Annotated in this window: 24 protein-coding genes, 1 tRNA gene and 1 pseudogene; 17 read left to right on the top strand and 9 right to left on the bottom strand. The window is 72.8% G+C overall.

From position 1 onward, the window contains the following. Nucleotides 1–45: 45 nt before the first annotated feature. Entirely contained in the window at nt 46–285 is a 240-nt protein-coding gene (locus MM438_RS03615) for a GNAT family N-acetyltransferase (RefSeq protein ID WP_241451152.1), read from the bottom strand. A gap of 455 nt (nt 286–740) precedes the next feature. On the opposite strand from MM438_RS03615, the gene MM438_RS03620 reads away from it, so the two are divergent. Beyond that, nucleotides 741–1,559 (top strand): uracil-DNA glycosylase, encoded by an 819-nt coding sequence (locus tag MM438_RS03620; RefSeq protein ID WP_241451153.1) that lies wholly within the window; start codon nt 741–743, stop codon nt 1,557–1,559. A 37-nt stretch (nt 1,560–1,596) separates the two neighbouring features. Here MM438_RS03620 and MM438_RS03625 read toward each other — a convergent pair whose 3' ends face one another. Beyond that, entirely contained in the window at nt 1,597–3,009 is a 1,413-nt protein-coding gene (locus MM438_RS03625; protein ID WP_241451155.1) for a tyrosine phenol-lyase, read from the bottom strand. 366 nt (nt 3,010–3,375) lie between these two features. Between MM438_RS03625 and pgi the strand changes: the two genes are divergently transcribed. The 4 genes from pgi to MM438_RS16625 all read left to right on the top strand — a co-directional run bounded on the left by pgi (nt 3,376) and on the right by MM438_RS16625 (nt 6,453). Then, nucleotides 3,376–5,055 carry a glucose-6-phosphate isomerase gene (gene pgi, locus MM438_RS03630; protein WP_241451156.1) on the top strand — a complete coding sequence of 560 codons (1,680 nt, stop codon included), beginning with the start codon at nt 3,376–3,378 and terminating at the stop codon, nt 5,053–5,055. 85 nt (nt 5,056–5,140) lie between these two features. Continuing rightward, nucleotides 5,141–5,217: transfer RNA gene (locus MM438_RS03635), tRNA-Leu, on the top strand. 126 nt (nt 5,218–5,343) lie between these two features. After that, nucleotides 5,344–6,135, top strand: coding sequence for a Bax inhibitor-1/YccA family protein (locus tag MM438_RS03640; RefSeq protein WP_241451157.1), 792 nt, complete (start codon nt 5,344–5,346; stop codon nt 6,133–6,135). 99 nt (nt 6,136–6,234) lie between these two features. Continuing rightward, nucleotides 6,235–6,453: a hypothetical protein gene (locus tag MM438_RS16625; protein ID WP_241453516.1), complete on the top strand. Its 219-nt coding sequence runs from the start codon at nt 6,235–6,237 to the stop codon at nt 6,451–6,453. A gap of 73 nt (nt 6,454–6,526) precedes the next feature. Here MM438_RS16625 and MM438_RS16905 read toward each other — a convergent pair. Together MM438_RS16905 and MM438_RS03660 are read right to left on the bottom strand one after the other, a co-directional pair. Continuing rightward, nucleotides 6,527–7,182, bottom strand: a pseudogene (locus MM438_RS16905) (acetyl-CoA C-acetyltransferase); the annotation flags it as partial. A gap of 143 nt (nt 7,183–7,325) precedes the next feature. After that, complete coding sequence (locus MM438_RS03660; protein WP_241451159.1) at nt 7,326–8,411, bottom strand: SGNH/GDSL hydrolase family protein; 1,086 nt, start codon at nt 8,409–8,411, stop codon at nt 7,326–7,328. A 263-nt stretch (nt 8,412–8,674) separates the two neighbouring features. On the opposite strand from MM438_RS03660, the gene MM438_RS03665 reads away from it, so the two are divergent. Further along, nucleotides 8,675–9,187 carry a hypothetical protein gene (locus tag MM438_RS03665; protein ID WP_241451161.1) on the top strand — a complete coding sequence of 171 codons (513 nt, stop codon included), beginning with the start codon at nt 8,675–8,677 and terminating at the stop codon, nt 9,185–9,187. A gap of 617 nt (nt 9,188–9,804) precedes the next feature. Further along, entirely contained in the window at nt 9,805–10,101 is a 297-nt protein-coding gene (locus tag MM438_RS03670; protein ID WP_241451162.1) for a hypothetical protein, read from the top strand. Between the two features lie 149 nt (nt 10,102–10,250). Here the strand turns inward: MM438_RS03670 and MM438_RS03675 are convergent, their stop codons facing one another. Beyond that, a complete protein-coding gene (locus tag MM438_RS03675; RefSeq protein ID WP_241451164.1) occupies nt 10,251–10,748 on the bottom strand; it encodes a GNAT family N-acetyltransferase in 498 nt (165 codons plus the stop codon). Continuing rightward, nucleotides 10,745–11,497 carry a peptide-methionine (S)-S-oxide reductase MsrA gene (gene msrA, locus MM438_RS03680; protein ID WP_241451165.1) on the bottom strand — a complete coding sequence of 251 codons (753 nt, stop codon included), beginning with the start codon at nt 11,495–11,497 and terminating at the stop codon, nt 10,745–10,747. The genes MM438_RS03675 and msrA overlap by 4 nt, the downstream gene beginning before the upstream one ends. 105 nt (nt 11,498–11,602) lie before the next feature. Here msrA and MM438_RS03685 point away from each other — a divergent pair, with 105 nt between their 5' ends. Continuing rightward, on the top strand, nt 11,603–12,958 hold the full coding sequence (locus tag MM438_RS03685) for a glutamate mutase L (RefSeq protein WP_241451166.1): 1,356 nt from the start codon (nt 11,603–11,605) through the stop codon (nt 12,956–12,958). Nucleotides 12,959–13,038: 80 nt separating this feature from the next. Here MM438_RS03685 and greA read toward each other — a convergent pair whose 3' ends face one another. Continuing rightward, nucleotides 13,039–13,530: a transcription elongation factor GreA gene (gene greA / locus MM438_RS03690; RefSeq protein WP_241451167.1), complete on the bottom strand. Its 492-nt coding sequence runs from the start codon at nt 13,528–13,530 to the stop codon at nt 13,039–13,041. Between the two features lie 181 nt (nt 13,531–13,711). Next, the gene (locus MM438_RS03695) at nt 13,712–14,146 is read right to left on the bottom strand and encodes a DUF4307 domain-containing protein (RefSeq protein ID WP_241451168.1); all 435 of its coding nucleotides are present in this window, start codon (nt 14,144–14,146) and stop codon (nt 13,712–13,714) included. A gap of 117 nt (nt 14,147–14,263) precedes the next feature. On the opposite strand from MM438_RS03695, the gene mca reads away from it, so the two are divergent. The 7 genes from mca to MM438_RS03730 all read left to right on the top strand — a co-directional run bounded on the left by mca (nt 14,264) and on the right by MM438_RS03730 (nt 20,529). Continuing rightward, entirely contained in the window at nt 14,264–15,235 is a 972-nt protein-coding gene (mca, locus tag MM438_RS03700) for a mycothiol conjugate amidase Mca (protein ID WP_241453268.1), read from the top strand. Beyond that, nucleotides 15,232–15,480 (top strand): hypothetical protein, encoded by a 249-nt coding sequence (locus MM438_RS03705; RefSeq protein ID WP_241451169.1) that lies wholly within the window; start codon nt 15,232–15,234, stop codon nt 15,478–15,480. The genes mca and MM438_RS03705 overlap by 4 nt, the downstream gene beginning before the upstream one ends. 2 nt (nt 15,481–15,482) lie before the next feature. After that, nucleotides 15,483–16,247 carry an isoprenyl transferase gene (locus tag MM438_RS03710; protein WP_241451171.1) on the top strand — a complete coding sequence of 255 codons (765 nt, stop codon included), beginning with the start codon at nt 15,483–15,485 and terminating at the stop codon, nt 16,245–16,247. Between the two features lie 287 nt (nt 16,248–16,534). Beyond that, the gene (locus tag MM438_RS03715) at nt 16,535–17,770 is read left to right on the top strand and encodes a PhoH family protein (protein WP_241453270.1); all 1,236 of its coding nucleotides are present in this window, start codon (nt 16,535–16,537) and stop codon (nt 17,768–17,770) included. An 85-nt stretch (nt 17,771–17,855) separates the two neighbouring features. Beyond that, nucleotides 17,856–18,101, top strand: a complete 246-nt coding sequence (locus MM438_RS03720; protein WP_241451172.1) for a FeoA family protein — start codon at nt 17,856–17,858, stop codon at nt 18,099–18,101. Further along, nucleotides 18,098–20,224, top strand: a complete 2,127-nt coding sequence (gene feoB, locus MM438_RS03725) for a ferrous iron transport protein B (protein ID WP_241451173.1) — start codon at nt 18,098–18,100, stop codon at nt 20,222–20,224. Before MM438_RS03720 ends, feoB begins: the two co-directional genes overlap by 4 nt. Then, entirely contained in the window at nt 20,221–20,529 is a 309-nt protein-coding gene (locus MM438_RS03730; RefSeq protein WP_241451174.1) for a FeoC-like transcriptional regulator, read from the top strand. Before feoB ends, MM438_RS03730 begins: the two co-directional genes overlap by 4 nt. A 3-nt stretch (nt 20,530–20,532) precedes the next feature. Here MM438_RS03730 and coaA read toward each other — a convergent pair whose 3' ends face one another. Beyond that, nucleotides 20,533–21,507, bottom strand: coding sequence for a type I pantothenate kinase (coaA, locus tag MM438_RS03735; RefSeq protein WP_241451175.1), 975 nt, complete (start codon nt 21,505–21,507; stop codon nt 20,533–20,535). A 100-nt stretch (nt 21,508–21,607) separates the two neighbouring features. Here coaA and glmS point away from each other — a divergent pair, with 100 nt between their 5' ends. After that, nucleotides 21,608–23,461: a glutamine--fructose-6-phosphate transaminase (isomerizing) gene (gene glmS, locus MM438_RS03740; protein WP_241451176.1), complete on the top strand. Its 1,854-nt coding sequence runs from the start codon at nt 21,608–21,610 to the stop codon at nt 23,459–23,461. Beyond that, complete coding sequence (locus MM438_RS03745; RefSeq protein ID WP_241451177.1) at nt 23,458–23,811, top strand: holo-ACP synthase; 354 nt, start codon at nt 23,458–23,460, stop codon at nt 23,809–23,811. Before glmS ends, MM438_RS03745 begins: the two co-directional genes overlap by 4 nt. Nucleotide 23,812: the final 1 nt, after the last annotated feature.

Consider the following 23,812-nt stretch of genomic DNA (forward strand, 5'->3'; position numbering starts at 1 on the left):
CGTCCGCACCCTGGGCGGCGGGGGCAGGCCACATGGCGATGCCGGCTAGAGGACGAGAGCGGCGCGCAGCGCCGGGTGATCGGCACGGCGGAAGCCCAGCTCCTCGTAGAGCCCGACCGCCTCGGCGGTGGCGAACAGCTCGACGCGGTCCGCGCCACGCTCACGCGCCCAGGCCAGCACCGCCTCCACGCAGGCCCGGGCGTGGCCCTGGCGGCGGCGGCCCGGGGCCGTGGCGACCGAGCTGAGGAGCACGTCGACGCCCGTGGGGGTCGACGGTCCGGGCACCCTCGACGCAGCTGGCCGAGCGCCGAGGCGACGACCTCGCCGTCCAGGTCCGCGACCACGGCCAGCACGTCCGCGTCGTCCAGGGCTGCTCGGAACCAGCCGCCCGCGGCCTTCTGCCACGGCGCCCGGTCGGTGCCCGCCACCCCCATCGCCTCGAACATCACCCGCCGCAGGTCCACCAGGGCCACCACGTCCTGGGCCTGGGCCGGACGCACCACCCGCTCGCTCGCGCTCATGCCCCCATCCTCCTCGCCCCGGCGGGACGCCACCCCACCGCCCGCCCGCGCTCGCGATGCCCGCAAGCCCCGCGCCCGTGTGCCCGGCGCGCTCGCCGCTCGGTCGAGTCACGTCCTGGGGATCAGGACGTGCCGGAGGCGAGCTGGGAGCGCGAGAAGGGACGGGGTCCGAGCCGGGGAGCGCGGGACCGTGGTGGCGCGGGTGGGATGCTGCCGGGCATGACCTTGCCGCACCCGCTCACCGGACAACCTTTCGCGTCGCCGGTCCCGCCCGGCACGGGCTGGCCGGGCGACCCGGCCGCGCCGCGCACCCCGCGGGCCCACCGGCCGGAGGACGTCGCCCGGCTCGCCGCGTCGGCCCGCACCCTGGAGCAGCTCGACGCCCGGGTGGGCGTGTGCCGCGCCTGCCCCAGGCTCGTGGCCTGGCGGGAGCAGGTGGCGGCGACCCGGCGGGCGGCGTTCGCGGACCAGCCCTACTGGGGCCGACCGGTCACCGGGTGGGGCGACCCGCACCCGCGGGTCCTCGTCGTCGGGCTGGCGCCGGCGGCCCACGGTGGCAACCGCACCGGGCGGATCTTCACCGGGGACCGCAGCGGGGACTGGCTGTATGCCGCGCTGCACCGCGCGGGCTTCGCGAACCAGCCCACCAGCGTGCACGCGGGCGACGGGCTCGCCCTGACCGGCCTGCGCATCACCGCTCCGGTGCACTGCGCGCCGCCGGACAACGCCCCCTCGACCGAGGAGAAGGCCACCTGTGCGCCCTGGCTGGACCAGGAGCTGCGCCTGGTGGAGCGGGACGTGGAGAGCATGCTCGCGCTCGGCGGGATCGCCTGGACCCAGGCCCTGGCGGCCGCCCGCCGGGTGGGCTGGGCGGTGCCGCGTCCGCTGCCGCGCTTCGGCCACGGTGCGGAGGCGGTGCTGGTCAACGGCGCCGACCGGCCGGTGCGGCTGGTCGGCAGCTATCACGTGAGCCAGCAGAACACCTTCACCGGCCGGCTCACCGAGCAGATGCTGGACGAGGTGGTGGGGCGGCTGTGACCAGCCGCCCCACCACCTCGGTCCGGGAGCGGGCCGCTCAGGCGGTCAGCTCGTGGTCGGCCTTGCCGGTGGTGCTCGACGACGCCTGGAGCGGCTCGAAGCGCGAGGTGAAGAAGCGCAGCGTGGGCGGCTCGTAGACGAACTTCAGCCCCGTGATGCTCTCGCGGCGCTCCCACACCTTGATGACGGCGTCGGCCACCACGTCCATGTGGGCGTTGGTGTAGACGCGGCGCGGGATCGTCAGGCGCACCAGCTCGAGCTTGGGCATGTTGTGCTCGCCGGCCTTGTTGCGGCCGGAGGAGACGATGCCGCGCTCCATGCTGCGCACGCCGGACTCGATGAACAGCTCGGCCGCCAGCGACTGGGCGGGCAGCTCCTCCTGGGGGACGTGCGGCAGGAAGGCGCGGGCGTCGAGGAACACGGCGTGGCCGCCGATGGGCTGCACGACCGGGATACCGGCGTCGATGAGGCGCTGACCGAGGTAGTCGACCTGGCCGATGCGGTGGGCGAGGTAGTCGTCGTCGAGGGCCTCCTTGAGGCCCTGGGCCATGGCCTCCAGGTCGCGCCCGGCCAGACCGCCGTACGTCGGCATGCCCTCGAAGACGACGACCAGCTCGCGGGCCTTGATCAGGATGTTCTCGTCGCGCATCGCGAGGAAGCCGCCGATGTTGACCAGGCAGTCCTTCTTGCCCGACATGGTGAGGCCGTCGAAGTGCGACAGCATCTCCTTGGCGATCTCGGCGCAGGACTTGTCGGCGTAGCCCTCCTCGCGCTGCTGGATGAAGTAGGCGTTCTCCGCGAGGCGGGTGGCGTCGGACCACATGATGATCTGGTGCTTGTCGCAGACCTCGCGCACGGCCTTGATGTTGGCCATCGAGACGGGCTGGCCGCCGGCCATGTTCACGGTGAGGGCGACGTTGATGTAGGCGATCTGGTCGGCGCCGACCTCGTCGATGAGGGCCGTGAGCTTGTCGATGTCGACGTTGCCCTTGAAGGGGTGCTGGGCGCTCGGGTCGTGCGCCTCGTCGATGATCACGTCGTGGAAGGTCGCGCCGGCCATCTCCTGGTGGGCGCGGGTGGTGGTGAAGTACATGTTGCCCGGCACGTGCTGGCCGGGGGTGATCAGGATCTGGGAGATCAGGTGCTCGGCGCCACGGCCCTGGTGGGTGGGGCAGGTGTACGGGAAGCCGTAGTACTCCTCGACGGCGTTCCACAGGTTGTCGAAGGAGCGGGCGCCGGCATAGGCCTCGTCGCCCATCATCATGGCGCTCCACTGGGCGTCGCTCATGGCGGAGGTGCCCGAGTCGGTCAGCAGGTCGATGTAGCAGTCCTTGCTCTTGAGCAAGAAGGTGTTGTACCCCGCCTCCTTGATCGCCCGCTCGCGCTCCTCGCGCGTCGTCATGTGCAACGGCTCGACCATCTTGATGCGGTACGGCTCGGCCTGGACCATCTCTCGTCACCTGATTCCGGAAGTGTGTGTCGGCCCGTGGGTATGCGGGCGCTTCTCACCCTGCTCCTGGCCTCGGGGTTGCGCAACTCGACGGTAGATCCGGGGGCAATGTGCTCAATCTGTCCGAGTGATACGGGGGCTTGCTGGGCAATCTGCCCGCAGATGGCGCCCTCGTGGTGGTTTGACCGATCAAGCGTTGCGCTCCGGATCGGCCCTCCGCCGTTTGAACGGTCATCGGACCGGCCCGCGCCTCTCGACATACCGGCGAGTGGTTAGATCGTCGTCGTGGCACCTGCCACGCTCGGCGATGACAACGGCGTCCTCGCGCAGCTGCACCGACGTCCGAATCACCGCGAGGAGAGTCCGATGGCACACCCTGTCGACCCGACCACCACCTCGGCCTGGCAGGCCCTCGACAGGGTCCAGGAGACCTTCGAGCCAGACCTGCGAGGGTGGTTCGCCGCGGACGCCGACCGGGCCCGTCGCCTCACCTTCGACGCCGCCGACCTGCACGTCGACCTGTCCAAGAACCTGCTCGACGACCAGGTCCTGCGCCACCTGCTCGAGCTCGCAGGGCAGGTCGGTCTGGAGGAGCGTCGCGAGTCGATGTTCACCGGGGAGCGGATCAACGTCACCGAGCGCCGGGCCGTGCTGCACACCGCGCTGCGCGCCGCCGAGGGCGCCCACGTCGAGGTCGACGGCAAGGACGTCGTCCCCGAGGTCCGCGAGGTCCTGCACCAGGTCTACGACTTCGCCACCAAGATCCGCTCGGGGGAGTGGACCGGCGTGACGGGCAAGCCGATCAAGACGGTCGTCAACATCGGCATCGGCGGGTCCGACCTCGGCCCGGTCATGGCCTACGAGGCGCTCAAGCCGTACGGCCAGGAGGGGCTGGAGCTGCGCTTCATCTCCAACATCGACCCCACCGACGTGCACGAGAAGACCGCCTACCTCGACCCCGAGCAGACGCTGTTCATCGTCGCGTCCAAGACCTTCACCACGCTGGAGACGCTGACCAACGCGCGCCTGGCCAAGAAGTGGCTGCTGGACGGCCTGATCAAGCACGGCGCGATCCACGAGGGTGACTCCGACCAGGCGCTCAACGCCATCGCCAGGCACTTCGTCGCGGTGTCCACGGCCCTGGACAAGGTCGCGGAGTTCGGCATCGACCCGGCTAACGCCTTCGGCTTCTGGGACTGGGTGGGCGGTCGCTACTCCGTCGACTCGGCCATCGGCACCTCGCTGGTCGTCGCCATCGGCCCGGAGCGCTTCGAGGAGTTCCTCGGCGGCATGCGCGCCATGGACGAGCACTTCCGGACCGCGCCCCTGGAGCGCAACGTCCCCGCGCTCATGGGTCTGATCAACGTCTGGAACGTCAACTTCCTCGGCGCCGAGACCCACGCGGTGCTGCCCTACGCGCAGTACCTCCACCGCTTCCCGGCCTACCTGCAGCAGCTGACGATGGAGTCCAACGGCAAGTCGGTGCGGTATGACGGCGCGCCCGTCACCACCGAGACCGGCGAGGTCTTCTGGGGCGAGCCCGGCACCAACGGCCAGCACGCGTTCTACCAGCTGATCCACCAGGGCACCCGCCTGGTGCCGGCCGACTTCATCGCCTTCGCCAACCCCTGCCACGCGCTGCAGGACGGCGGCCAGGACGTCCACGAGCTCTTCCTCGCCAACTTCTTCGCCCAGACCGCGGCGCTGGCCTTCGGCAAGACCGCCGACGAGGTGCGCGCCGAGGGCACCGAGGAGACGCTGGTCAGCGCCCGCGTCTTCGAGGGCAATCGACCCAGCACCTCGATCATGGCGCCGCGGCTGACCCCCTCCACCCTGGGCCAGCTGATCGCGCTCTACGAGCACATCACCTTCGTCCAGGGCGTCGTGTGGGGCATCGACTCCTTCGACCAGTGGGGCGTCGAGCTCGGCAAGAAGCTCGCCCAGGAGGTCGGTCCGGCCATCGAGGGCGACGCGGACGCCCTCGCGCAGCAGGACCCCTCGACCCGCGAGCTGATCGGGTACTACCGCTCGCAGCGCACGCGCTGAGCGGGCACCCCTGGTCCCCGGGCCAAGGACGCGGACGGCGGGTCGAGCGCGCAGCTCGACCCGCCGTCCGGCATACGCTGGGCCTGCCCTCGTGGCCCAACGGCAGAGGCAGGCCACTTAAAATGGCTCCAGGTGCGGGTTCGACTCCCGTCGAGGGCACCACCACAGCACGAGAAGGTCACGATGGCGTGACCCGGACGTGGGCGGGAACATCCGCGTGGTCCGGCACGCTGATCCTGGTGTGACCGCCGCGCACGGTGCTGCGGCCCGACCCAGTGGAGACAGCAGATGAGCAACCCGATCTTCGACCGCGTCGACCGGGAGTCGCGCGGCGGCTACCCCCAGCGAGACCTGAGCGCCGGTCAGCTGCAGGACATGTATGCCGCCCCCTCGGTCACCCCACCCCACGAGCGCCGCCTGACCCTCGACGACGTGCTGATGAAGGCGCTGCTGCTCCTCGGCATCGTCGTGGTCGTGGGCGCCGTCAGCTGGTTCGCCTCGGCCACCGTGCCCGGCGTGGGCGGCACCCTGTGGCTCGCCGGCATGATCGGCACCCTGGTCCTCGGTCTGGTCATCGCCTTCAAGAAGGCCGTCAGCGTCCCGCTGATCGTGGGCTACGCGGTCCTCGAGGGCATCTTCGTCGGGGCCGTCAGCCAGGCCTTCGAGCGGATGTACGACGGCGCGGTGCCGAGCGCGATCGTGGCCACCCTGTGCGTCTTCGGTGCGATGTTCGCCGGCTGGAAGCTCGGCTTCATCAAGGTCACCGACAAGTTCCGCCGGATGATGGGCATGGCCCTGCTCGGCTACGCGATCTTCGCGCTGGTCAACCTGGTCGCGGCGCTCATGGGCGTCGGCGCCGGCTGGGGCTTCGGCGGCAGCGGTGCCCTCGGCATCGGGATCTCGCTGTTCGCGACCGGCCTGGCGGCCTTCACCCTGGCGCTGGACTTCGACTCGATCGACAACGCCGTGCGCTCCGGCATGCCGGAGAAGTACTCCTGGCTGCTCGCTCACGGCCTGGTCGTGACCGTGGTCTGGCTCTACATCGAGCTGCTCCGCCTCATCGGTCGCTTCCGCGACTGATCGCCGGTGCCAGGACCCGTGGATACCGGGACCGATCCCCGGTCGGGCGCGGCCCGGACCGAGCTCGAGCGCGTGAGCCGCAGGTGGCAGGAGCTGCCCGTGGACCGCGCGCTCGACGCGTCCGGGACGGTGCGTGCCCTGGCGCAGGCGCTGGCCGACGAGACCGCCGACGCGGCGGGGCGACCCCGCCAGGAGCTGCCGGACCTGGGGCCGGGCACCCTGCTGCACCAGCTGCAGGTGTGCACCTGGGACGCCGCCGCGGCCGGCATACCGGACCTCGCGGAACGCCTCGGGCAGCTGCGCCGCCAGATCGCCTGAACCCCCACCTCACCCGTGCGACGGGGGCCTGGCCCGTCCCGGGCCAGGCCCCCGTCGCACGGGTCCGATCAGGCGAGCCGCTCGTAGATCCCGGCCATGCCCTGGCCCCGTCGACGTCGAGCCGATCCAGGTCCATTCCCAGGTCGTCGGCGCTGGGGAGCACCCGCGCGGCGAGGGCCTCGTTGATCTCGTAGAGGTCGATGTCCTTGATGGACACGCCCGCTCGCGCGAGCGCCTGCCGCAAGGCCTCGACCGGGCCCAGGCCCATGACCTCGGGGGAGAGGGCGATCTTGGGGGAGAGGGCGCTGACGCCCGTGCTGACGACGCGGGCGAGCGAGGTCAGCCCGAGGGCCGTCCTCGGTGCTGACGACCGTGCTGTCCCGGAGGGTGACCGGGGGATCTCCTCGGCGACGAAGCCCCGTGCGATCGCGGCCTCGGTGCGGTTCTGGGAGGTGACCCCCCACTCGTCACGCACTCGATCCCGCCGGAGACGAAGACCTCGCCTGGCCGGCGCGGATCGCGTGGACGGCCATCCGCATGGTCTGCACCGAGCTGGCGCCGAAGCGGTTGATCGTGGCGGCGAGCGCGTCGTCGATCCCGGGCACCGTGTCGAGGGCGGCGCGCACCGCGAGCGCGGCCAGGTCGTCCGGGCGCACGTCCTCGAGCGAGCCCCTGGACGGCCCTCCCGATCGGTGTGCGGGCGGTCGACACGATGACGGCGTCCTGCACGAGCTCTCCTGAGGTGGGGGTGCCCCTGCGGGCCACCAGCCGGTGTGCCGGGAGGCCGGCCGCCCGTGGAGGGGGCGGCCACCGCTGTCTGGGGGCCGGGCTGCGTCGTCGGGGCGGACCGCTCCGACGACGAGCGCCGAGCCCTAGACCGCCGGTCCCGGGGACGCACCGCCAGGGGTCGAGACGACCGGGTCCGTGGAAGCCGGGATGGCGTCCTCCGAGGGTCCGTCCGCCGAGGCTGCGGGCGGCTCGGCCCGGCGCAGCCGGCGCAGGACGACCTGGCGGGTGCGGCGGGTGCGTGCCGCGAGGGCCCCGGCGCGGCCGCCGCCGGGCGGCTCGTCCTGCGGGTCCGGGCTCACCTCGGTGCCCGGGTGGTCGACGGCGTGCACGGCGGCCACGTGCAGCGGGCCCACGCCCTCGCCCCGGCGCGGCTCCAGCGGACGATCGGCCTCCGGCCACAGCCCCAGGGCCGAGGCCACGGAGGGCAGGATCGCCGACGCCGCCCGGCCGTAGCCCGCAGCCGACGGGTGGAAACGATCCTTGGAGAACATCAGGCCCGGCTCGGCGAGAAAGTCCGGCCCGAGCAGGTCCCCGAGGGAGACCGTGCGAGCGCCGGCCTCCACGGCCGCGACGGTCTGGGCGGCGGCGAGCTCGCGCGACCACCGGCTGACCAGCCACCGCAGCGGCTGGGGGAGCGGCTCGACGGTGCCGAGGTCGGGGCAGGTGCCCACGATCACGGTGGCCCCGGCCTCCCGGAGCCGTCCGATGGCCCCGGCCAGGTGCGCGACGCACTCCCGCACGTCCTTGCGGTGGGTGACGTCGTTGCCGCCGATCACGACCATGGCGACGAGCGGCGACGGCACCCGCTCCAGGAGGGTGTCGACCTGCCCGTCGAGGTCCTGCGACTCGGCGCCGACGACGGCGACGTTGGTGAGCCGGGTCGCGCGCCCGGCGATGGCGGCGATGCCCTGGGCCACGGTGGCCCCGATGGTCTCCCGGCGGTGGTCGACGCCCAGGCCCGCCGCGAGGGAGTCGCCGAGCATGACCAGCTCGAGCGGCTCGCCCAGGCCCGCGCCATACACCCCGGAGTCCTCCGGGGCCGTCTCGAAGGGGGTGCCGACGACCTGGCGCACCATCCGCGCCTCGACCGCGAGCAGCCCGACGCCGGCGGCGCCGAGCCCGGCCGCCCCCGCGAGGCCGACGGCCCCACCCTTGCCCACCTGTGCCACGAGGCCCAGCGTCCTCACCCCGATCTGTCGTGCCGATGCGGTCCCGCACCCCTGTCCTGCGAGAACCTCCTGTCGAGGGTAACGATCGAGGCCCGTTGCGAGGTCCCAACTGGCGCAACACAATCCCAGCCGGGTCCGGTTCGTCCCGATCAGCCCACATAGATCCCCCGAGTTCGGCTCTCGTTCATGTCGTGGTGGCCGTCGGGTCGTCCGCAGCGCGTCAAATGTCGTGCATCTTCACCCCATCTGTTGCAGGAGGCGACATGACGGCTGCCGCGGCCACCACCACCGTCGTCGCGATGCCCGGATGGTGGAGCACCATCTCCGACGCGGAGCGCCAGGCCGCCCCCAGGCTGGCCGACCTCGACGTCGTCACCGCGTGCACCCACGTGGTGGACGGCATCGCGCTGGTCACCGCCGCCGTGACGGGCGCCGCCCCCCGCCTGCCCGGCACCCAGCACCGCTGGGCCCTCATGGCCCAGGACGCCGTCGCCGACCACGAGGCGCACTACGGCGGAAGGCTGTTCGTGTTCCCCGGGCAGTCCGAGCTCGGCGGCGCGATGACCGCCACGGAGCTGCTGGAGCGCACCGTCATCGACGAGCTCGTGGTCCCCGGGCACCCCTGGCCGATCGAGGGCGACGCCCGGATCGAGGGCCTGGACTTCGTCCGGCCCGTGTTCCGCCAGGGCGCGGTGGTGCTGACCCTGCGCCCGACGGGCTCGGGGCAGTTCCAGCCCTTCGAGAAGCGACGGACGGCGCGCGTCGGTCGCCTCTGAGCCTGGGCCCTTCCGACACCGGCCTGGTGATCGCCCGGCACCCGGGTCAGCCCACCAGCCACCTGGAGGGCATCAGGTCGCCGAGACGAACGACGTCGGTGTCGGTCACCGGCACCTCGGCCGACAGGTCCTCGGGGCCAGCTGCGAGATGAGCTCACGGCAGCGCCCGCACGGAGCCAGGACGTATGGCGTCGGCCGACCGCCACCAGCTCGCGGATCACGCCCTGGCCTGCCGTGAGCATCGCCGCGGCAGCGGCGTGCCCGGCGCAGAGTCCCAGGGAGGACGACGTGTCGACGCACACGCCGACGAAGACATCGCGGTGGGACGTCTCGATCGCGGCTCCGCTCGTGCCCCCGGCGGCACGAGCGGGCATGGCCGTGGACAGGTCTGGCGCGATAATGCGCGTATGTCATGGATGTCTCGTCGATGCGCCCGTCACGAACGCTCGCGCGTGCTGCAACGCCTCGGATCATGCTCTCGGTGCCGGCATACCTGGGCGGACCACCCAGGCGCGTGGCCCGGCCTGCTCGACGGGTGTCACGAGTGTGGCGTCGAGGCGGACCACGACCGACGAGACAGCGGGACGGTGTGCACGACACCGTGTCCCCTGCTCACGATGGGCCAGGTGCAGGCCCTGGAGAACCTGTGGGGCAGGGTCCCGGCCGGGGCCGGACCACCGAGCAACGACGAGGAGATGGCTTTCGCCGTCATCGACTCGTGGTTCGCCGGCGTGCTTTCCTCGCATGAAGCTGGCTCAGAAGCCCTGGACGAGCTGCAGCGGCTGATCCTTGACCCCGACACGCCACTGGCCACAAGCACCCTTGCCGAGGCGGCGCGCCGCATCTGCACCGGTTCGACAGGCCCTGCCGTGGACAAGGTCGCGGCCAACGCCCACCGGATGCCCCGCCCTTGATTCCCTGGCGCCGGGCCAGGTCCAGGCCAACTCCCGCGCCCTGGTGAACCGGATCGTGGTCGAGGCCAGCCACGCGGACGCCGCCCTGCGCCGGCGCCGATCCGCCTCGCGGTGGCCGGCGCCGATCCGCCTCGCGGTGGGCCCGACCGTCAGCGCAGGTCGAGGAGCATGGTGTCGGCCTCGCCGCAGCGCCCGACCGCGCGGAAGCCCAGCTGCTCGTAGAGCTCCGCCGCGCCGTTGCCGTCCTCCACGGACAGGCTGACGCCCTGGGTGCCCTCGGCCCGCAGCCGGTCGACCAGGCGCAGCAGCAGCTCGCGGCCGACCCCCTGCCGGCGGTGCGGCTCGAAGACGCACATGCTCAGCTCGGGGATGTCGTCCGCGACATACCCATAGCCGGGCTCGGTGCCCGAGAACCTCCGCGCCCAGGCCACGCCCACCGTCTCGTGGTCGTCCTGGGCGACCACCCCGACGTCGCCGCGCCGCCGCCCGAAGTCGACGAACAGGTGCGCCAGCTCGGGGATCTCGCGGATCTCCTCGCGGGTGTGGCGCACCCGCAGCCAGCTCGCGCACACCCAGGTGGCGACCTCCAGCAGCTCTTCGTCGTCGGCCGTGGCGTCCCGCCACTCCAGGGTGTCGAGCAGGCTCATCGCGGGGGTCGGACGTCGGTCCGGACCGGGTCCGTCTGGGCCGGCGGCGCCACGTCGGTCTGCGCCGGCAGGTCGGCGGCCGACACCAGGCCGACCGGGCAGGAGTAGCCGTTGGGCCCGTGGTTGCAGTAACCACCGGGGTTCTTGTGGAGGTACTGCTGGTGGTAGTCCTCGGCGAAGTAGAAGGGGCCCGCCTCGGCGGCCGGTCGCAGCTCGGTGGTGACGTGCCCGTGCCCGCGGGAGGTGAGCAGCCGGTCGAAGGCCTCGCACGCCGCCCGCGCCTGGGCGCCCTGCAGGTCGGTGGTCCAGTAGATCGCGGAGCGGTACTGCGTGCCGACGTCGTTGCCCTGGCGGTTGGCGGTCGTCGGGTCGTGGTTCTCCAGGAGCGTCGCGACGAGCCGGTCCGCCCCGACCACGGCGGGGTCGTAGGCCACCAGCACCGTCTCGGTGTGCCCGGTCCGTCCCGTGCACGTCTCCTCGTAGGTCGGGTGCGGGGTGAACCCGCCCATGTAACCCACCGCCGTGCCGACCACGCCGGGGACCTGCCACAGGATCCGCTCCAGCCCCCAGAAGCACCCGCCCGCGAGGTGGACGACCTCGGCCGGCTGCCCCGACGGGGTCGTCCAGGGGCCGGTCAGCGGCGCGTCCAGGAGGGCATGCCGGGCGGCGAGCCCCGGCATCGGGTCCGGCCGACCCGGCAGGGCCTGGTCGGCGGTCACCATCACGGGCTCGGGGCGTCCGAAGATCATGGCGCCGAGTGTCCCACGGCTGCTGGGGCGCCGTGGATCTCGGCATACCACCGAGACGTCCGACCCGGGGTCGGCCTGTCGGCAGCGCTGGATAGCCTGTCCGCCATGTCACAGATCCTCTGCGTGGACGTGGGCTCGACGTTCACCAAGGGGGTGCTCGTCGACACCACGACGGGCGCCCTCGTCGCGCGGGCCGAGACCCCCACCACCGTGCAGACCGACGTGCTCGACGGCTATCGCACGCTGCGGCAGCTGATCGCCGCCCAGCCGATCACCACCGACGGCGACCCGCGCGTCGTGGACGAGGTGCTCGTCAGCTCCAGCGCGGGCGGCGGGTTGCGGCTGGCGGTCGTGGGGTACGAGCGGCGGGTGACCGCGGAGGCCGGGCACCGGGTGGGTCTGAGCGCCGGCGCCAAGGTGGTCCACGTCGCGGCGGGCGAGCTGTCGGGGCTGGACGTGCGCGAGCTGCGGGCCGCCCGCCCCGACGTGGTGCTGCTGGTCGGCGGGACCGACGGCGGCAACGCCGACGTGCTGCTGCACAACGCCACCCGCCTGGCCCGGATGCGCGTGAAGACCCCGATCGTGGTCGCGGGCAACGTCGAGGTGCGCGACCAGGTGGCCGAGGTGCTCGCCTCCACCGGCAGGCGGTACGTCGTCACGGACAACGTCCTGCCCCGCATCGGCGTGATCGAGCCTGCGGGCGCCCGCCGCGCGATCCGCGAGGTGTTCCTGGAGCACGTCATCGGGGGCAAGGGCCTGTCCCGGGGCCGGACCTTCGCCCACCTGGTGCGGGCGGCCACCCCCGACGCGGTGCTCGCCGGGGTCGAGGTCCTGGCCGCCCGGCACAGCGGGGATGTGCTGGTGGTGGACGTGGGCGGCGCGACGACCGACGTCTACTCCGTGATCGAGCCGCAGGGCGAGGACGCCACGCTGCGTCGGCACGTGGTGGCGACGATGTGGGCGATGCGGACCGTGGAGGGCGACCTCGGCATGCGGTGGAACGCCCCCACCGTGGTCGAGGCGGCCGGCGCCGAGGGACTGCCGGTCACCCCCGAGCTCGAGGCGTATGCCGAGCGGGTGGGCGAAGCCACCGGGCACCTGCCCCAGGACCCGGGCGAGCACGAGCACGACGCCACGCTGGCCCGGCTCGCCGCCGTGATCGCCGTCCGCCGCCACGCGCGCCCCGACCGCCCCACCGGCGACGTCAGGCTGGTGCTCGGGTCCGGCGGGGTGCTGCGACACGGCGACCTGCTGAGCGGGGGCGTGCGGGCGGGCGGCCGCAGCGTGGCCGCCGACGTGCTGGGCGCGGTGACCTCGGACTGGGCGGGCGGCTGGCGGGTGCCGGACCGGGCACGGGTGGCCGTGGACCGGGACTACCTGCTGTGCGCCGTCGGGCTGCTCGCCGAGGTGGATCGCGAGGCGGCGGGCCGGGTGGCCGACCGCCTCCTGTGGCACCCCTGAGCGACGCGCCGCAGCCTCTCGGCGGACGACGACGGGCCCGCCTGCGCGCTGCAGACGGGCCCGTCGTCGGTGCGGTCAGGTCACGCCGGGTAGGGCTTGGCCTCCTTGATGGTGACCTCGATGATCTTGCCGTTGGGCGCCTCGTAGGACGCCTTGTCGCCGCGCTTCTTGCCGTTGATCGCGGCGCCGAGCGGCGACTTCTCGGAGTAGACCTCGAGGTCCTCGTCGCCGGCCATCTCGCGCGACCCCAGCAGGAAGGTCAGGTCGTCGCCGAAGAGGTCGACGGTCACGACCATGCCCGGCTCGACGATGCCGTCGTCCTTGGGCGCCTCCCCCACCTTCGCGGTCTGCAGGAGCTGGGTCAGCTGGCGGATGCGGGCCTCCATCTTGCCCTGCTCCTCCTTGGCCGCGTGGTAGCCGCCGTTCTCCTTGAGGTCGCCCTCGTCGCGGGCGGCCTCGATGCGCTTGGCGATCTCGGTGCGCCCGGGGCCGGACAGCTGCTCGAGCTCGCCCTTGAGGCGGTCGTAGGCCTCCTGGGTCAGGAAGCTCTGCGGAGCGGTGGTCTCGGTCACGGTGGTCTCCTGGTCTTCGGGGCCGCGGCGGCGGCCCCGAAAGCTCTCGTTCAACGAAGGAGCCGGGGCGCGCTCTGCGGCGACCCGGCACATGAAGCCCCGATGGTACCAACTGGACCCGCGCGAAGGTCGGACCCCGAGCCGTTGTGACGCAGCGTCCACCCCTGGCTCCGAGGAGGGGTCAGGCGCGGGTGCACCTCTTGATGGTGCCGGTGACGGCGCGGGAGGTGGTGCGGACGGTCACCTGCTTGCGGGTGACGGCGTGGCCGTCCGGGGGGAGGGTCGCCTGCAGCGTCCCGACCCGCCCGAAGGACCCGTCGAGGGCCTGGACCTCGCAGGTGACGGTCCACTCGGCAGGGCGGTCGACGTCGAAGGTCACGGTGACGGTGCGGTCGTCCACGACCTGGTAGCCCAGCACGCGCGGGGTGATCGCGCCGGAGGCGTTCTCGACCCCGATCCACACGAGCAGGGCGGTGAGCGGCACGAGCAGCAGCGCGGCCACCAGCCACCAGCGGCGGGTGCCGAGCCGGGGCACGGTGGGCTGGGTGAGCTCCTCGTCGTACGCGCTCTCGTCGGCGACCGGCGGGCGGTCTCCCGTGGTGCCGAGGTCGGACACGTCGGACTCCTTGCCGTCTGCTGGGGCGTCTGCGGGGGGCACAATGGTGCTCGCCCCCACCGTAGTCGCCCGGAAGGACCCCTCGTGACCGACACCGCCCGCGGCCCGCTGCGCCTGATGTGCGTGCACGCGCACCCCGACGACGAGTCGAGCAAGGGTGCCGCAGCCATGGCGCGCTACCGCGCCGAGGGCCACGAGGTGATGGTGGTGACCTGCACGGGCGGCGAGCGCGGCGACGTGCTCAACCCCCACCTCAAGAACGACGCGCACGTCCTGCGGGACCTGGCCGAGGTGCGGCGCCAGGAGATGGCCCGGGCCCGGGAGATCCTGGACGTCCAGCAGGTGTGGCTGGGCTTCGTGGACTCCGGTCTGCCCGAGGGGGACCCCTTGCCGCCGCTGCCGCACGGCTGCTTCGCCCTGGAGCCGCTGGAGTGCACGACCGAGGCCCTGGTGCGGGTGATCCGCGAGTTCCGGCCGCACGTCCTGACGACGTACGACGAGAACGGCGGCTATCCCCACCCGGACCACGTGATGACGCACACCGTCACCATGGCCGCGTGGGAGGCGGCGGGCGACCCCGACCGCTACCCGCACGCGGGCGAGCCGTGGCAGCCGCTCAAGGTCTACTACAACCAGACCTTCTCCAAGACGCGGGTCCTGGCGCTGCACGAGGCCATGCTGGCCGAGGGGCTGGAGAGCCCCTACGCCGACTGGCTCCACCGCTACGACGACCGGCCGGTCCGCACCGTGACCACACGGGTGCGCTGCGACGAGTGGTTCCCGGTGCGCGACGCCGCCCTGCTCGCCCACGCCACCCAGATCGACCCGGACGGCTTCTTCTTCGCCGTGCCGCTGGAGGTGCAGGCCCGGGTCTGGCCCTACGACGACTACGAGTGCGGCGTGTCGTACGTCCCGATCGTGGAGGGCGAGGACGACCTGTTCGCGGGGCTCGGTACGCTCGCGGAGGCCGACGCGATGGCCCGCCGCCCCGACCTCGTGCTGGCCTACGACGGGCGACCCGTCGACGACGCACACGCCGCCGGCGCCCGCCCGGACGACGCCGACGACGACGAGCAGGAGCGACGATGAACCCCGGTGGCAGCACCAACGACATCTACAACCAGATCGGGCCGGGCTTCGCGGCCTTCGTGGTGGTCTTCGCGCTGGCCCTGGCGGTGTGGTTCCTCGGGCGCAGCATGACCAAGCACCTGCGGACCGTGCGCTACGCCGAGGCGCTGGAGCAGCAGCGGGAGCAGGAGGCCGCGCCGTCGGTGGGGGACCGGCCCGGGGACGGTCCGGCCGGCGCGACCGGCACCTCCGGTCAGAAGGCCTAGTCGTGCGCACCAGCGCCAATCCGCTCTACTCCGCCTACGAGCGCCGGCTGCTCGGGCAGCTGCCCGCCGACCGGCTGCCGCGGCACGTCGGGGTGATGCTCGACGGCAACCGCCGGTGGGCCCGGGCCAAGGGCGCGGGCACGGCCGAGGGGCACCAGGCCGGCGCCGACCGCATCGAGCACCTGCTCACCTGGTGCGACGAGGTGGGCATCGAGTTCGTCACCCTGTGGCTGCTGTCCACCGACAACCTCACCCGCCCGGAGGCCGAGCTGGCCCCGCTGCTGGGGATCATCGAGTCGGCGGTGGCGTCGCTGGCCGAGCAGCAGCGCTGGCGGATCCGGCTGGTGGGGGCCCTGGACCTGCTGCCCCCGGAGACGGCGGTCCGGCTGCGGGCGGCGGAGGCGGCCACGGCCGGCCTCGAGGGGCTCGTGTGCAACATCGCGGTCGGGTATGGCGGGCGGCGCGAGATCGCGGACGCGGTCAAGGACCTGCTGCGCGCCGAGGCGGCCCGGGGCCGCTCCCTGGACGAGATCGTCGAGTCCCTGGACGTGGACCAGATCGCCGACCACCTCTACACCAAGGGGCAGCCCGACCCCGACCTGGTGATCCGCACGAGCGGGGAGCAGCGGATCGGCGGCTTCCTGCTGTGGCAGTCGATCCACAGCGAGTTCTACTTCTGCGAGGCCTACTGGCCGGACTTCCGCCGCGTCGACTTCCTGCGCGCGCTGCGGTCCTACGCGGACCGGGAGCGGCGCTTCGGGTCGTGACGCCACGGAGCCTGGCCCACGAGGACGTTCGGGGCTCGGCATACGGCTGCCGGACGCGCCCGGGCGCGGGGGAGCGCCGGGTGTCCTCGGGACGTGGTCGGTGAACATCTGCTGAATGCCAGGACATCCCGGTGCCCTGACCGGGCGCACCCGCCTGCCCAGCCCTAGCGTGAGGGCCATCCGGCGCACGGGCGCCGGGAGAAGGAGGCATCGTGGATCAGAGCAGCTCTCAGCAGCGCCGGACCTATGTCGTCGACACGTCCGTGCTGCTGTCCGATCCCAAGGCGATGACGCGGTTCGCGGAGCACGAGGTGGTGCTCCCGGTCGTGGTGGTGACCGAGCTCGAGGCCAAGCGTCACCATCCCGAGCTCGGCTACTTCGCCCGCCAGGCGTTGCGGCTCCTGGACGACCTGCGCGTCAAGGAGGGCCGGCTGGACGACGAGGTCCCCGTCGGTGACGCCGGCGGCACCCTGCGGGTGGAGCTCAACCACTCCGACCCGCGTGTCCTGCCGGATGGCTTCCGCCTGGGTGACAACGACACCCGCATCCTGTCGGTCGCCAAGAGCCTCGCCGACGAGGGCCGTGAGGTCACCGTGGTGAGCAAGGACCTGCCGATGCGGGTCAAGGCGGCGGCGGTCGGCCTGGACGCCGAGGAGTACCGCCACGAGTGGAAGGTCGACTCCGGTTGGACCGGCACCGCCGAGCTCGCCCTCACCGCCGAGCAGCTTGACGGGCTCTACGAGAGCGGCCGGGTCGAGGTGCCCGAGGCCAAGGAGCTCCCGGTCCACACCGGGCTGCTGCTGTCCTCTCCGCGCGGCAGCGGACTGGGCCGGGTCGGCGCGGACGGCGCGGTGCGGCACGTGCGCGGCGACCGCGACGCCTTCGGGCTGCACGGTCGCTCGGCCGAGCAGCGGATCGCGCTGGACCTGCTCCTGGACCCCGACATCGGGATCGTCTCGCTCGGCGGCAGCGCCGGCACCGGCAAGTCCGCCCTGGCGTTGTGCGCGGGCCTGGAGGCGGTGATGGAGCGGCGCCAGCACCGCAAGGTGATCGTCTTCCGTCCGCTGTATGCCGTCGGCGGGCAGGAGCTCGGCTACCTGCCCGGCACCGAGAACGACAAGATGGGGCCCTGGGCGCAGGCGGTCTTCGACACCCTCGGTGCGGTCGTGTCCGCCGAGGTGGTCGAGGAGATCATCGACCGTGGGCTGATCGAGGTGCTTCCGCTCACCCACATCCGCGGGCGGTCCCTGCACGACGCCTTCGTCATCGTCGACGAGGCCCAGTCGCTGGAGCGCAACGTCCTGCTCACCGTGCTGTCGCGCATCGGGCAGAACTCGCGGGTGGTCCTCACCCACGACGTCGCCCAGCGGGACAACCTGCGGGTCGGTCGCCACGACGGCGTGGCCGCGGTCATCGAGACGCTCAAGGGGCACCCGCTCTTCGCCCACGTCACGCTGACCCGGTCCGAGCGCAGCCCGATCGCGGCGCTGGTCACGGACCTGCTGGAGGGCTTGGAGATCTGAGGGCGGCCGGGACCGGCTGCGGACGGGCGGACCGTGTGAGGCAGGCCTCGGTGAGGTCTACCTAACTCGGGGCTAGACTCGTGACATGAGTCCTGCCACGACGCTGCAGTCGGTCCCGGAGCACCGCCCCGTGCGGCTGGGACCGGTCGACCTGCCGCTCGCCCCGCGTCGGCGGCTCGCGGAGCTGGGGCTGCGGACCGGAGCCACCGTGGAGGTCGTGCACCGCACGGCCGGCGGTGGGCGGGTCGTGGCGGTCGCCGGGGCCCGCATCGCCCTCGACCGCCGGACCGCGCAGGGCATCCAGGTCGTCGTCGCGGGGGAGCACGCATGACCGCCCCCTCCGAGGCGACCACGTCCGAGCGGGCCGAGGCCGTCGTCGTCGCGGGCGTCACCGGGTCGCCGCTCGGCGCGGCAGCCCCCGGCGCCACGTCCAGCCACGCCATCACCGGCAGCACCGTCCCCTCCTGCCACAGCGACGCGGGCGGCCCGGCCGCCGCCGCAGGCTCGCCGGTGGTCGCGCTCGCCGGCTCGCCCAACGTCGGCAAGTCCACCCTCTTCAACGCCCTCACCGGGGCCCGCCGCCAGGTCGGCAACTGGCCCGGCACCTCCGTCGAGGTCGGCCGCGGCGCCTGGCGCACCCCCGTGCCGGAGCTGGCTGAGGTCGACCTGGTCGACCTGCCCGGCGCCTACTCCCTCGACCCGGCCTCGCCCGACGAGGAGCTCACCCGGGCGCTGCTCGTCGACAAGCCCCAGGCCGAGCGACCGGACCTGGTCGTCGTCGTCGTGGATGCCGCCCACCTGGCCCGCAGCCTCTACCTCGTCGCCCAGGTCCGCGAGCACGCCCTGCGCGTCGTGGTGGCCCTGACCATGTCCGACGTCGCCGCCCGCCGCGGGATCGCGGTCGACCCCACCACCCTCGGCCAGGCGCTCGACCTGCCCGTCGTCACCGTCGACCCCAGGCGTCGCACCGGGACCGGGGACCTGGCCGGGGCCGTCGCCGCCACGCTGGCGCGCCCCGTGCCGGCCCCGCGGGCGGCGGCCCCCGGGCCGTCCTGCGGCCTCCCGCCGGACCACCCGGACGGCGCCGACCTGGTCGTCACCGTCGACCCCGTCGACGCCGAGCTGGCCCGCGCCGACGAGCGCTTCGCCTGGGTGGAGGCGGCGCTCGCCCGCGCGGTCCACGCCGACGAGCGCACCCGCACCGGATGGACCGACCGGCTCGACGCCGTCGTGACCTCACCGCTGTGGGGACCGCTGGTCTTCCTGGCCGCGATGTGGGGTGTCTTCCAGGTCACCACGACCGTCGCGAAGCCGCTGCAGGGCGGGCTCGACGCGTTCTTCAAGGGCCCCGTCAGCGAGGCCGCGCGCTCCGGGTGCGCCCGCCTGGGGCTGGGCGGCGGACCGGTCGAGGGCCTCGTCGTCGACGGTCTGGTCGCCGGTGTGGGGATGCTGCTGACCTTCGTCCCGCTGATGGCCCTGATGTTCCTGCTGCTCTCGCTCCTGGAGGACACGGGCTACATGGCTCGCGCGGCCGTGGTCACGGACCGGCTGATGCGGACCATCGGGCTGCCCGGGCGGGCCTTCCTGCCGCTGGTGGTCGGCTTCGGCTGCAACGTCCCCGCGATCGCCGCGACCCGCACCCTGCCCAACGCCCGGCACCGGCTGATGACGGCGCTGCTCGTGCCGCTCACCTCGTGCTCCGCCCGGCTGACGGTCTACGTGCTGCTGGCGACCACCTTCTTCCCCCGGCAGGCGGGCACCGTCGTCTTCGCGATGTACCTCGTCTCGATCCTGCTCGTCGTGGCCTTCGGCCTCGCGCTGCGCACCACCTTGTGGCGGCAGGTGGGGCAGGAGCCGCTGATCCTGGACCTGCCGCCCTACCAGCTGCCCCACCCCCGCCTCATGGCGGACCAGACCTGGCTGCGGCTCAAGGGCTTCCTGCGCACGGCCTCGGGCATCATCGTCGCGACCGTGGTGGCGATCTGGCTCCTGCAGTCCACGCCCATGCCCGGCAAGGGCACCTTCGGTCACGTCGAGACGGCCGACTCGGTGTATGCCGCGGGCGCCAAGGCCGTCGCCCCGGTCTTCACGCCCGCGGGCTACGGCGAATGGCGGACCTCCTCGGCCCTGGTCGTGGGCTTCGTGGCCAAGGAGGCCGTGATCTCCTCGTGGGCGCAGACCTATGCCGTGTCCGAGCCGGAGAGCGAACGTGCCCCGGGGCAACTCGGGGACGTGGTGCGGGCCGACGTCGAGCGCTCCTCGGGCGGGCACGGGCAGGCGGCGGCGCTGGCCTTCATGGTCTTCCTGCTGGCCTACACCCCCTGCGTGGCCACGCTCGCCGCCCAGCACCGCGAGATCGGCCTGCGGTGGACGGTCTTCGGCGTGGTCATGCAGCTCGCCGCGGCCTGGGTGCTGTCGGTCCTCGTCTTCCAGGTCGCGAGGCTGGTCCTGTGACCGCGCCCGCGACGGCCGGTCCGCTGCGGCAGGTGCTCGCCGCGCTGCAGTCCGGGGCCGGGTCCCTCGACCAGGTCGCCCGCAGCACCGGCCTGCCCCGGTCCTCCGTGGACGCCGCCGTCGACCACCTGGTGCGGATGGGGCGGGTGGACGCCCGGGAGCTGGCGACCGGGTGCCCCGACGGCGGGTGCGGCAGCTGTGCTTCCGGCACCGCCGACGGCGCCTCCGGGTGCGGGTCGGACGGCCCCTCACGGGGTCGCTCGGGTCCGGTCCTGGTGCAGCTGTCGGTGCGCCGCCCCCGCTGACCCTCAGAGCTTGCGGAGCAGCACCCGCCGCACCGAGTGGTCCTCGCCCTTGGTCAGCACCAGGCTGGCGCGACCGCGGGTGGTCAGCACGTTGTCGGCGAGGTTGGGGCCGTTGATCTCGTCCCAGATCCGCAGGGCGGTCGTGCGCGCCTCCTCGTCGGACAGCTCGGCATACCGGCGGAAGTAGGACTGCGGGTCGGCGAAGGCCGTCTCCCGCAGCGCCAGGAAGCGCTCGACGTACCACCGCTTGATGTGGTCGACCCGGGCGTCGACGTAGACCGAGAAGTCGAAGAAGTCGGACACGGCCAGCCCCACCCGGCCGTCGCGGCGCGGCTGCGGGGCCTGCAGGACGTTGAGCCCCTCGATGATCAGCACGTCCGGTCGCTCCACCGCGATGGTCTGGCCCGGGACGATGTCGTAGACCAGGTGCGAGTAGACCGGCGCCTCCACCCGGGCGGCCCCCGCCTTGACCTCGGCGACGAAGCGCAGCAGCGCGCGGCGGTCGTAGGACTCGGGGAAGCCCTTGCGGTGCATCAGCCCTCGCTCCTCGAGCACCGCGTTGGGGTAGAGGAAGCCGTCGGTGGTGACGAGCTCGACCTTGGGGGTGGACGGCCACCGCCGGAGCAGGTCGCGCAGCAGCCGGGCGGTCGTCGACTTGCCCACGGCGACCGACCCGGCGACCCCGATGACGAAGGGCGTCGCCGGCGGGGTGCGCTCCATGAGGAAGTCGCTGGTGACCTTGTGCAGGCCGCTGGTCGCATCGACGTAGAACGACAGGAGTCGCGACAGGGGGAGATAGACCTCCTCGACCTCGCGCAGGTCCAGGCTGACGCCCGCACCCGTGATCCGCTGGACGTCCTTGTCCGTCAGGGACAACGGGTGGCGGTCGCGCAGGCGCGCCCAGGCGGCACGGTCCAGCTCGACGTAGGGCGTGGACACGTGGCCTTCGGTGGACGACACCGGCTCATTGTGACGCATGGCGACCATGGGGCCCGCCGCGATCACGCAGGGGTGGCCCGACGGCGAGCCCGGGCCACCCTGGGACACGTGGGACCGCCGGGCCGTTATCGTGTGCGCCATGTGCGGAATCGTTGGATACGTCGGTCCCCGGGTGGACGGCAAGGCGGAGCAGGTCGTCCTCGAGGGACTCGCCCGGTTGGAGTACCGCGGCTACGACTCGGCCGGCATCGCGGTCGTGACCCCCGACGGGGTCCAGTCGGCCAAGAAGGCCGGCAAGCTGGCCAACCTGGTCGCCGAGCTGCAGGACAACCCGCTGGACCAGGGTGCGACGGCCATCGGTCACACCCGCTGGGCCACCCACGGCGGCCCGACCGACCAGAACGCCCACCCCCACCGCGGCGGCGCCGACCGCAAGGTCGCCCTCGTCCACAACGGCATCATCGAGAACTTCCACGCCCTGAAGACCCAGCTGCTCGCGGAGGGGGTGGAGTTCAGCTCCGAGACCGACACCGAGGTCGCCGCCCAGCTGCTCGCCCGGGCCTACCAGGGCGACCTCAAGCAGGCCATGCTCAGCGTCGTCAACCAGCTCGACGGCGCCTTCACCCTCCTCGCGGTGCACGCCGACGAGCCCGGCACGGTCGTCGCCGCCCGCCGCAACTCGCCCCTGGTCATCGGCCTCGGCGAGGGCGAGAACTTCCTCGGCTCCGACGTCGCCGCGTTCATCGGCTACACCAAGCGGGCCATGGAGGTCGACCAGGACCAGCTCGTCGTCATCACCCCCGACGAGGTCACGGTGCTGGGCTTCGACGGCACGCCCGCGCAGGGCAAGACCTTCGAGGTCACCTGGGACGCCGCCGCGGCGGAGAAGGGCGGCCACTCGTCCTTCATGGAGAAGGAGATCCTGGAGCAGCCCAAGGCGATCGGGGACACCCTGCTGGGGCGCACCGACGAGGACGGCCGACTCGTCCTGGACGAGATGAACATCGACCCCGAGCGGCTCGGCGCCATCGACAAGATCATCATCGTGGCCTGCGGGACGGCGTTCTACTCCGGCCTGTCCGCGAAGTACGCCATCGAGCACTGGACCCGGATCCAGACCGAGGTCGAGCTGGCCCACGAGTTCCGCTACCGCGACCCGGTGGTGGACGAGCACACGCTGGTCGTCTCCATGTCCCAGTCGGGCGAGACCATGGACACGCTCATGGCGGTCAAGCACGCCAAGGACCTCGGCGCGCTGACCATCTCCATCTGCAACACCTACGGCGCCACCATCCCGCGCGAGTCCGACGCGGCGCTCTACACCCACGCCGGCCCGGAGATCGCCGTCGCGTCCACCAAGGCCTTCACCGCCCAGATCGCCGCGTGCTACCTGCTCGGGCTCTATCTCGCCCAGCTGCGCGGCGGGGTGTATGCCGAGGACGCCCAGACCGTCATGCGCGAGCTCGCCGGCATCCCGGGCCACGTCGAGACGGTCCTCGCCTCGATGGACCGGGTCCGCGAGATCGCCCGCTTCATGGCCGACACCCGGTCGGTGCTCTTCCTCGGACGCCACGTGGGCTACCCGATCGCGCTCGAGGGTGCCCTCAAGCTCAAGGAGATCGCCTACATCCACGCGGAGGGCTTCGCCGCCGGCGAGCTCAAGCACGGCCCGATCGCGCTGATCGAGCCCGGCCAGCCGGTCTTCATCGTCATGCCGGCGCAGGACAGCCCGTACGACCTGCACGCCAAGGTCGTCTCCAACATCCAGGAGATCCGGGCCCGCGGCGCTCGCACGCTGGTCATCACCGAGGAGGGCGACGAGGCGGTCCGCCCCTTCGCCGACGAGGTGATCGAGGTGCCCCGCACGACCACGATGATGATGCCGCTGCTGTCGATCATCCCGCTGCAGGTCTTCGCCTGCGAGCTGGCGACGGCCAAGGGCCTGGACGTGGACCAGCCGCGCAACCTCGCGAAGTCGGTCACGGTCGAGTGACCATCGTCGGTGTCGGTGTCGACGTCGTCGACGTCGCCCGGTTCGGCCGGACCCTCGAGCGCACGCCCGGGCTCGAGGGTCGGCTGTTCACCGCGGGGGAGCGGGGGCTGCGCCCGGAGTCGCTGGCGGCGAGGTTCGCGGCCAAGGAGGCGCTCGCCAAGGCGCTGGGTGCTCCCGGGGACCTGGCCTGGCACGACGCCGAGGTCTGCCGCGGCGAGCACGGACGGCCGTACTGGTCGGTAACCGGCACCGTGCAGAGCCGGATGACCGCCCTCGGGGTGGCTAGGCTGCACCTGTCGCTCTCGCACGACGCGGGGGTGGCGTCGGCCTTCGTCATCGCCGAGGGCTGAG

The sequence above is a fragment of the Arsenicicoccus dermatophilus genome, assembly GCF_022568795.1.
GTDB classification, from domain to species: domain Bacteria; phylum Actinomycetota; class Actinomycetes; order Actinomycetales; family Dermatophilaceae; genus Arsenicicoccus; species Arsenicicoccus dermatophilus.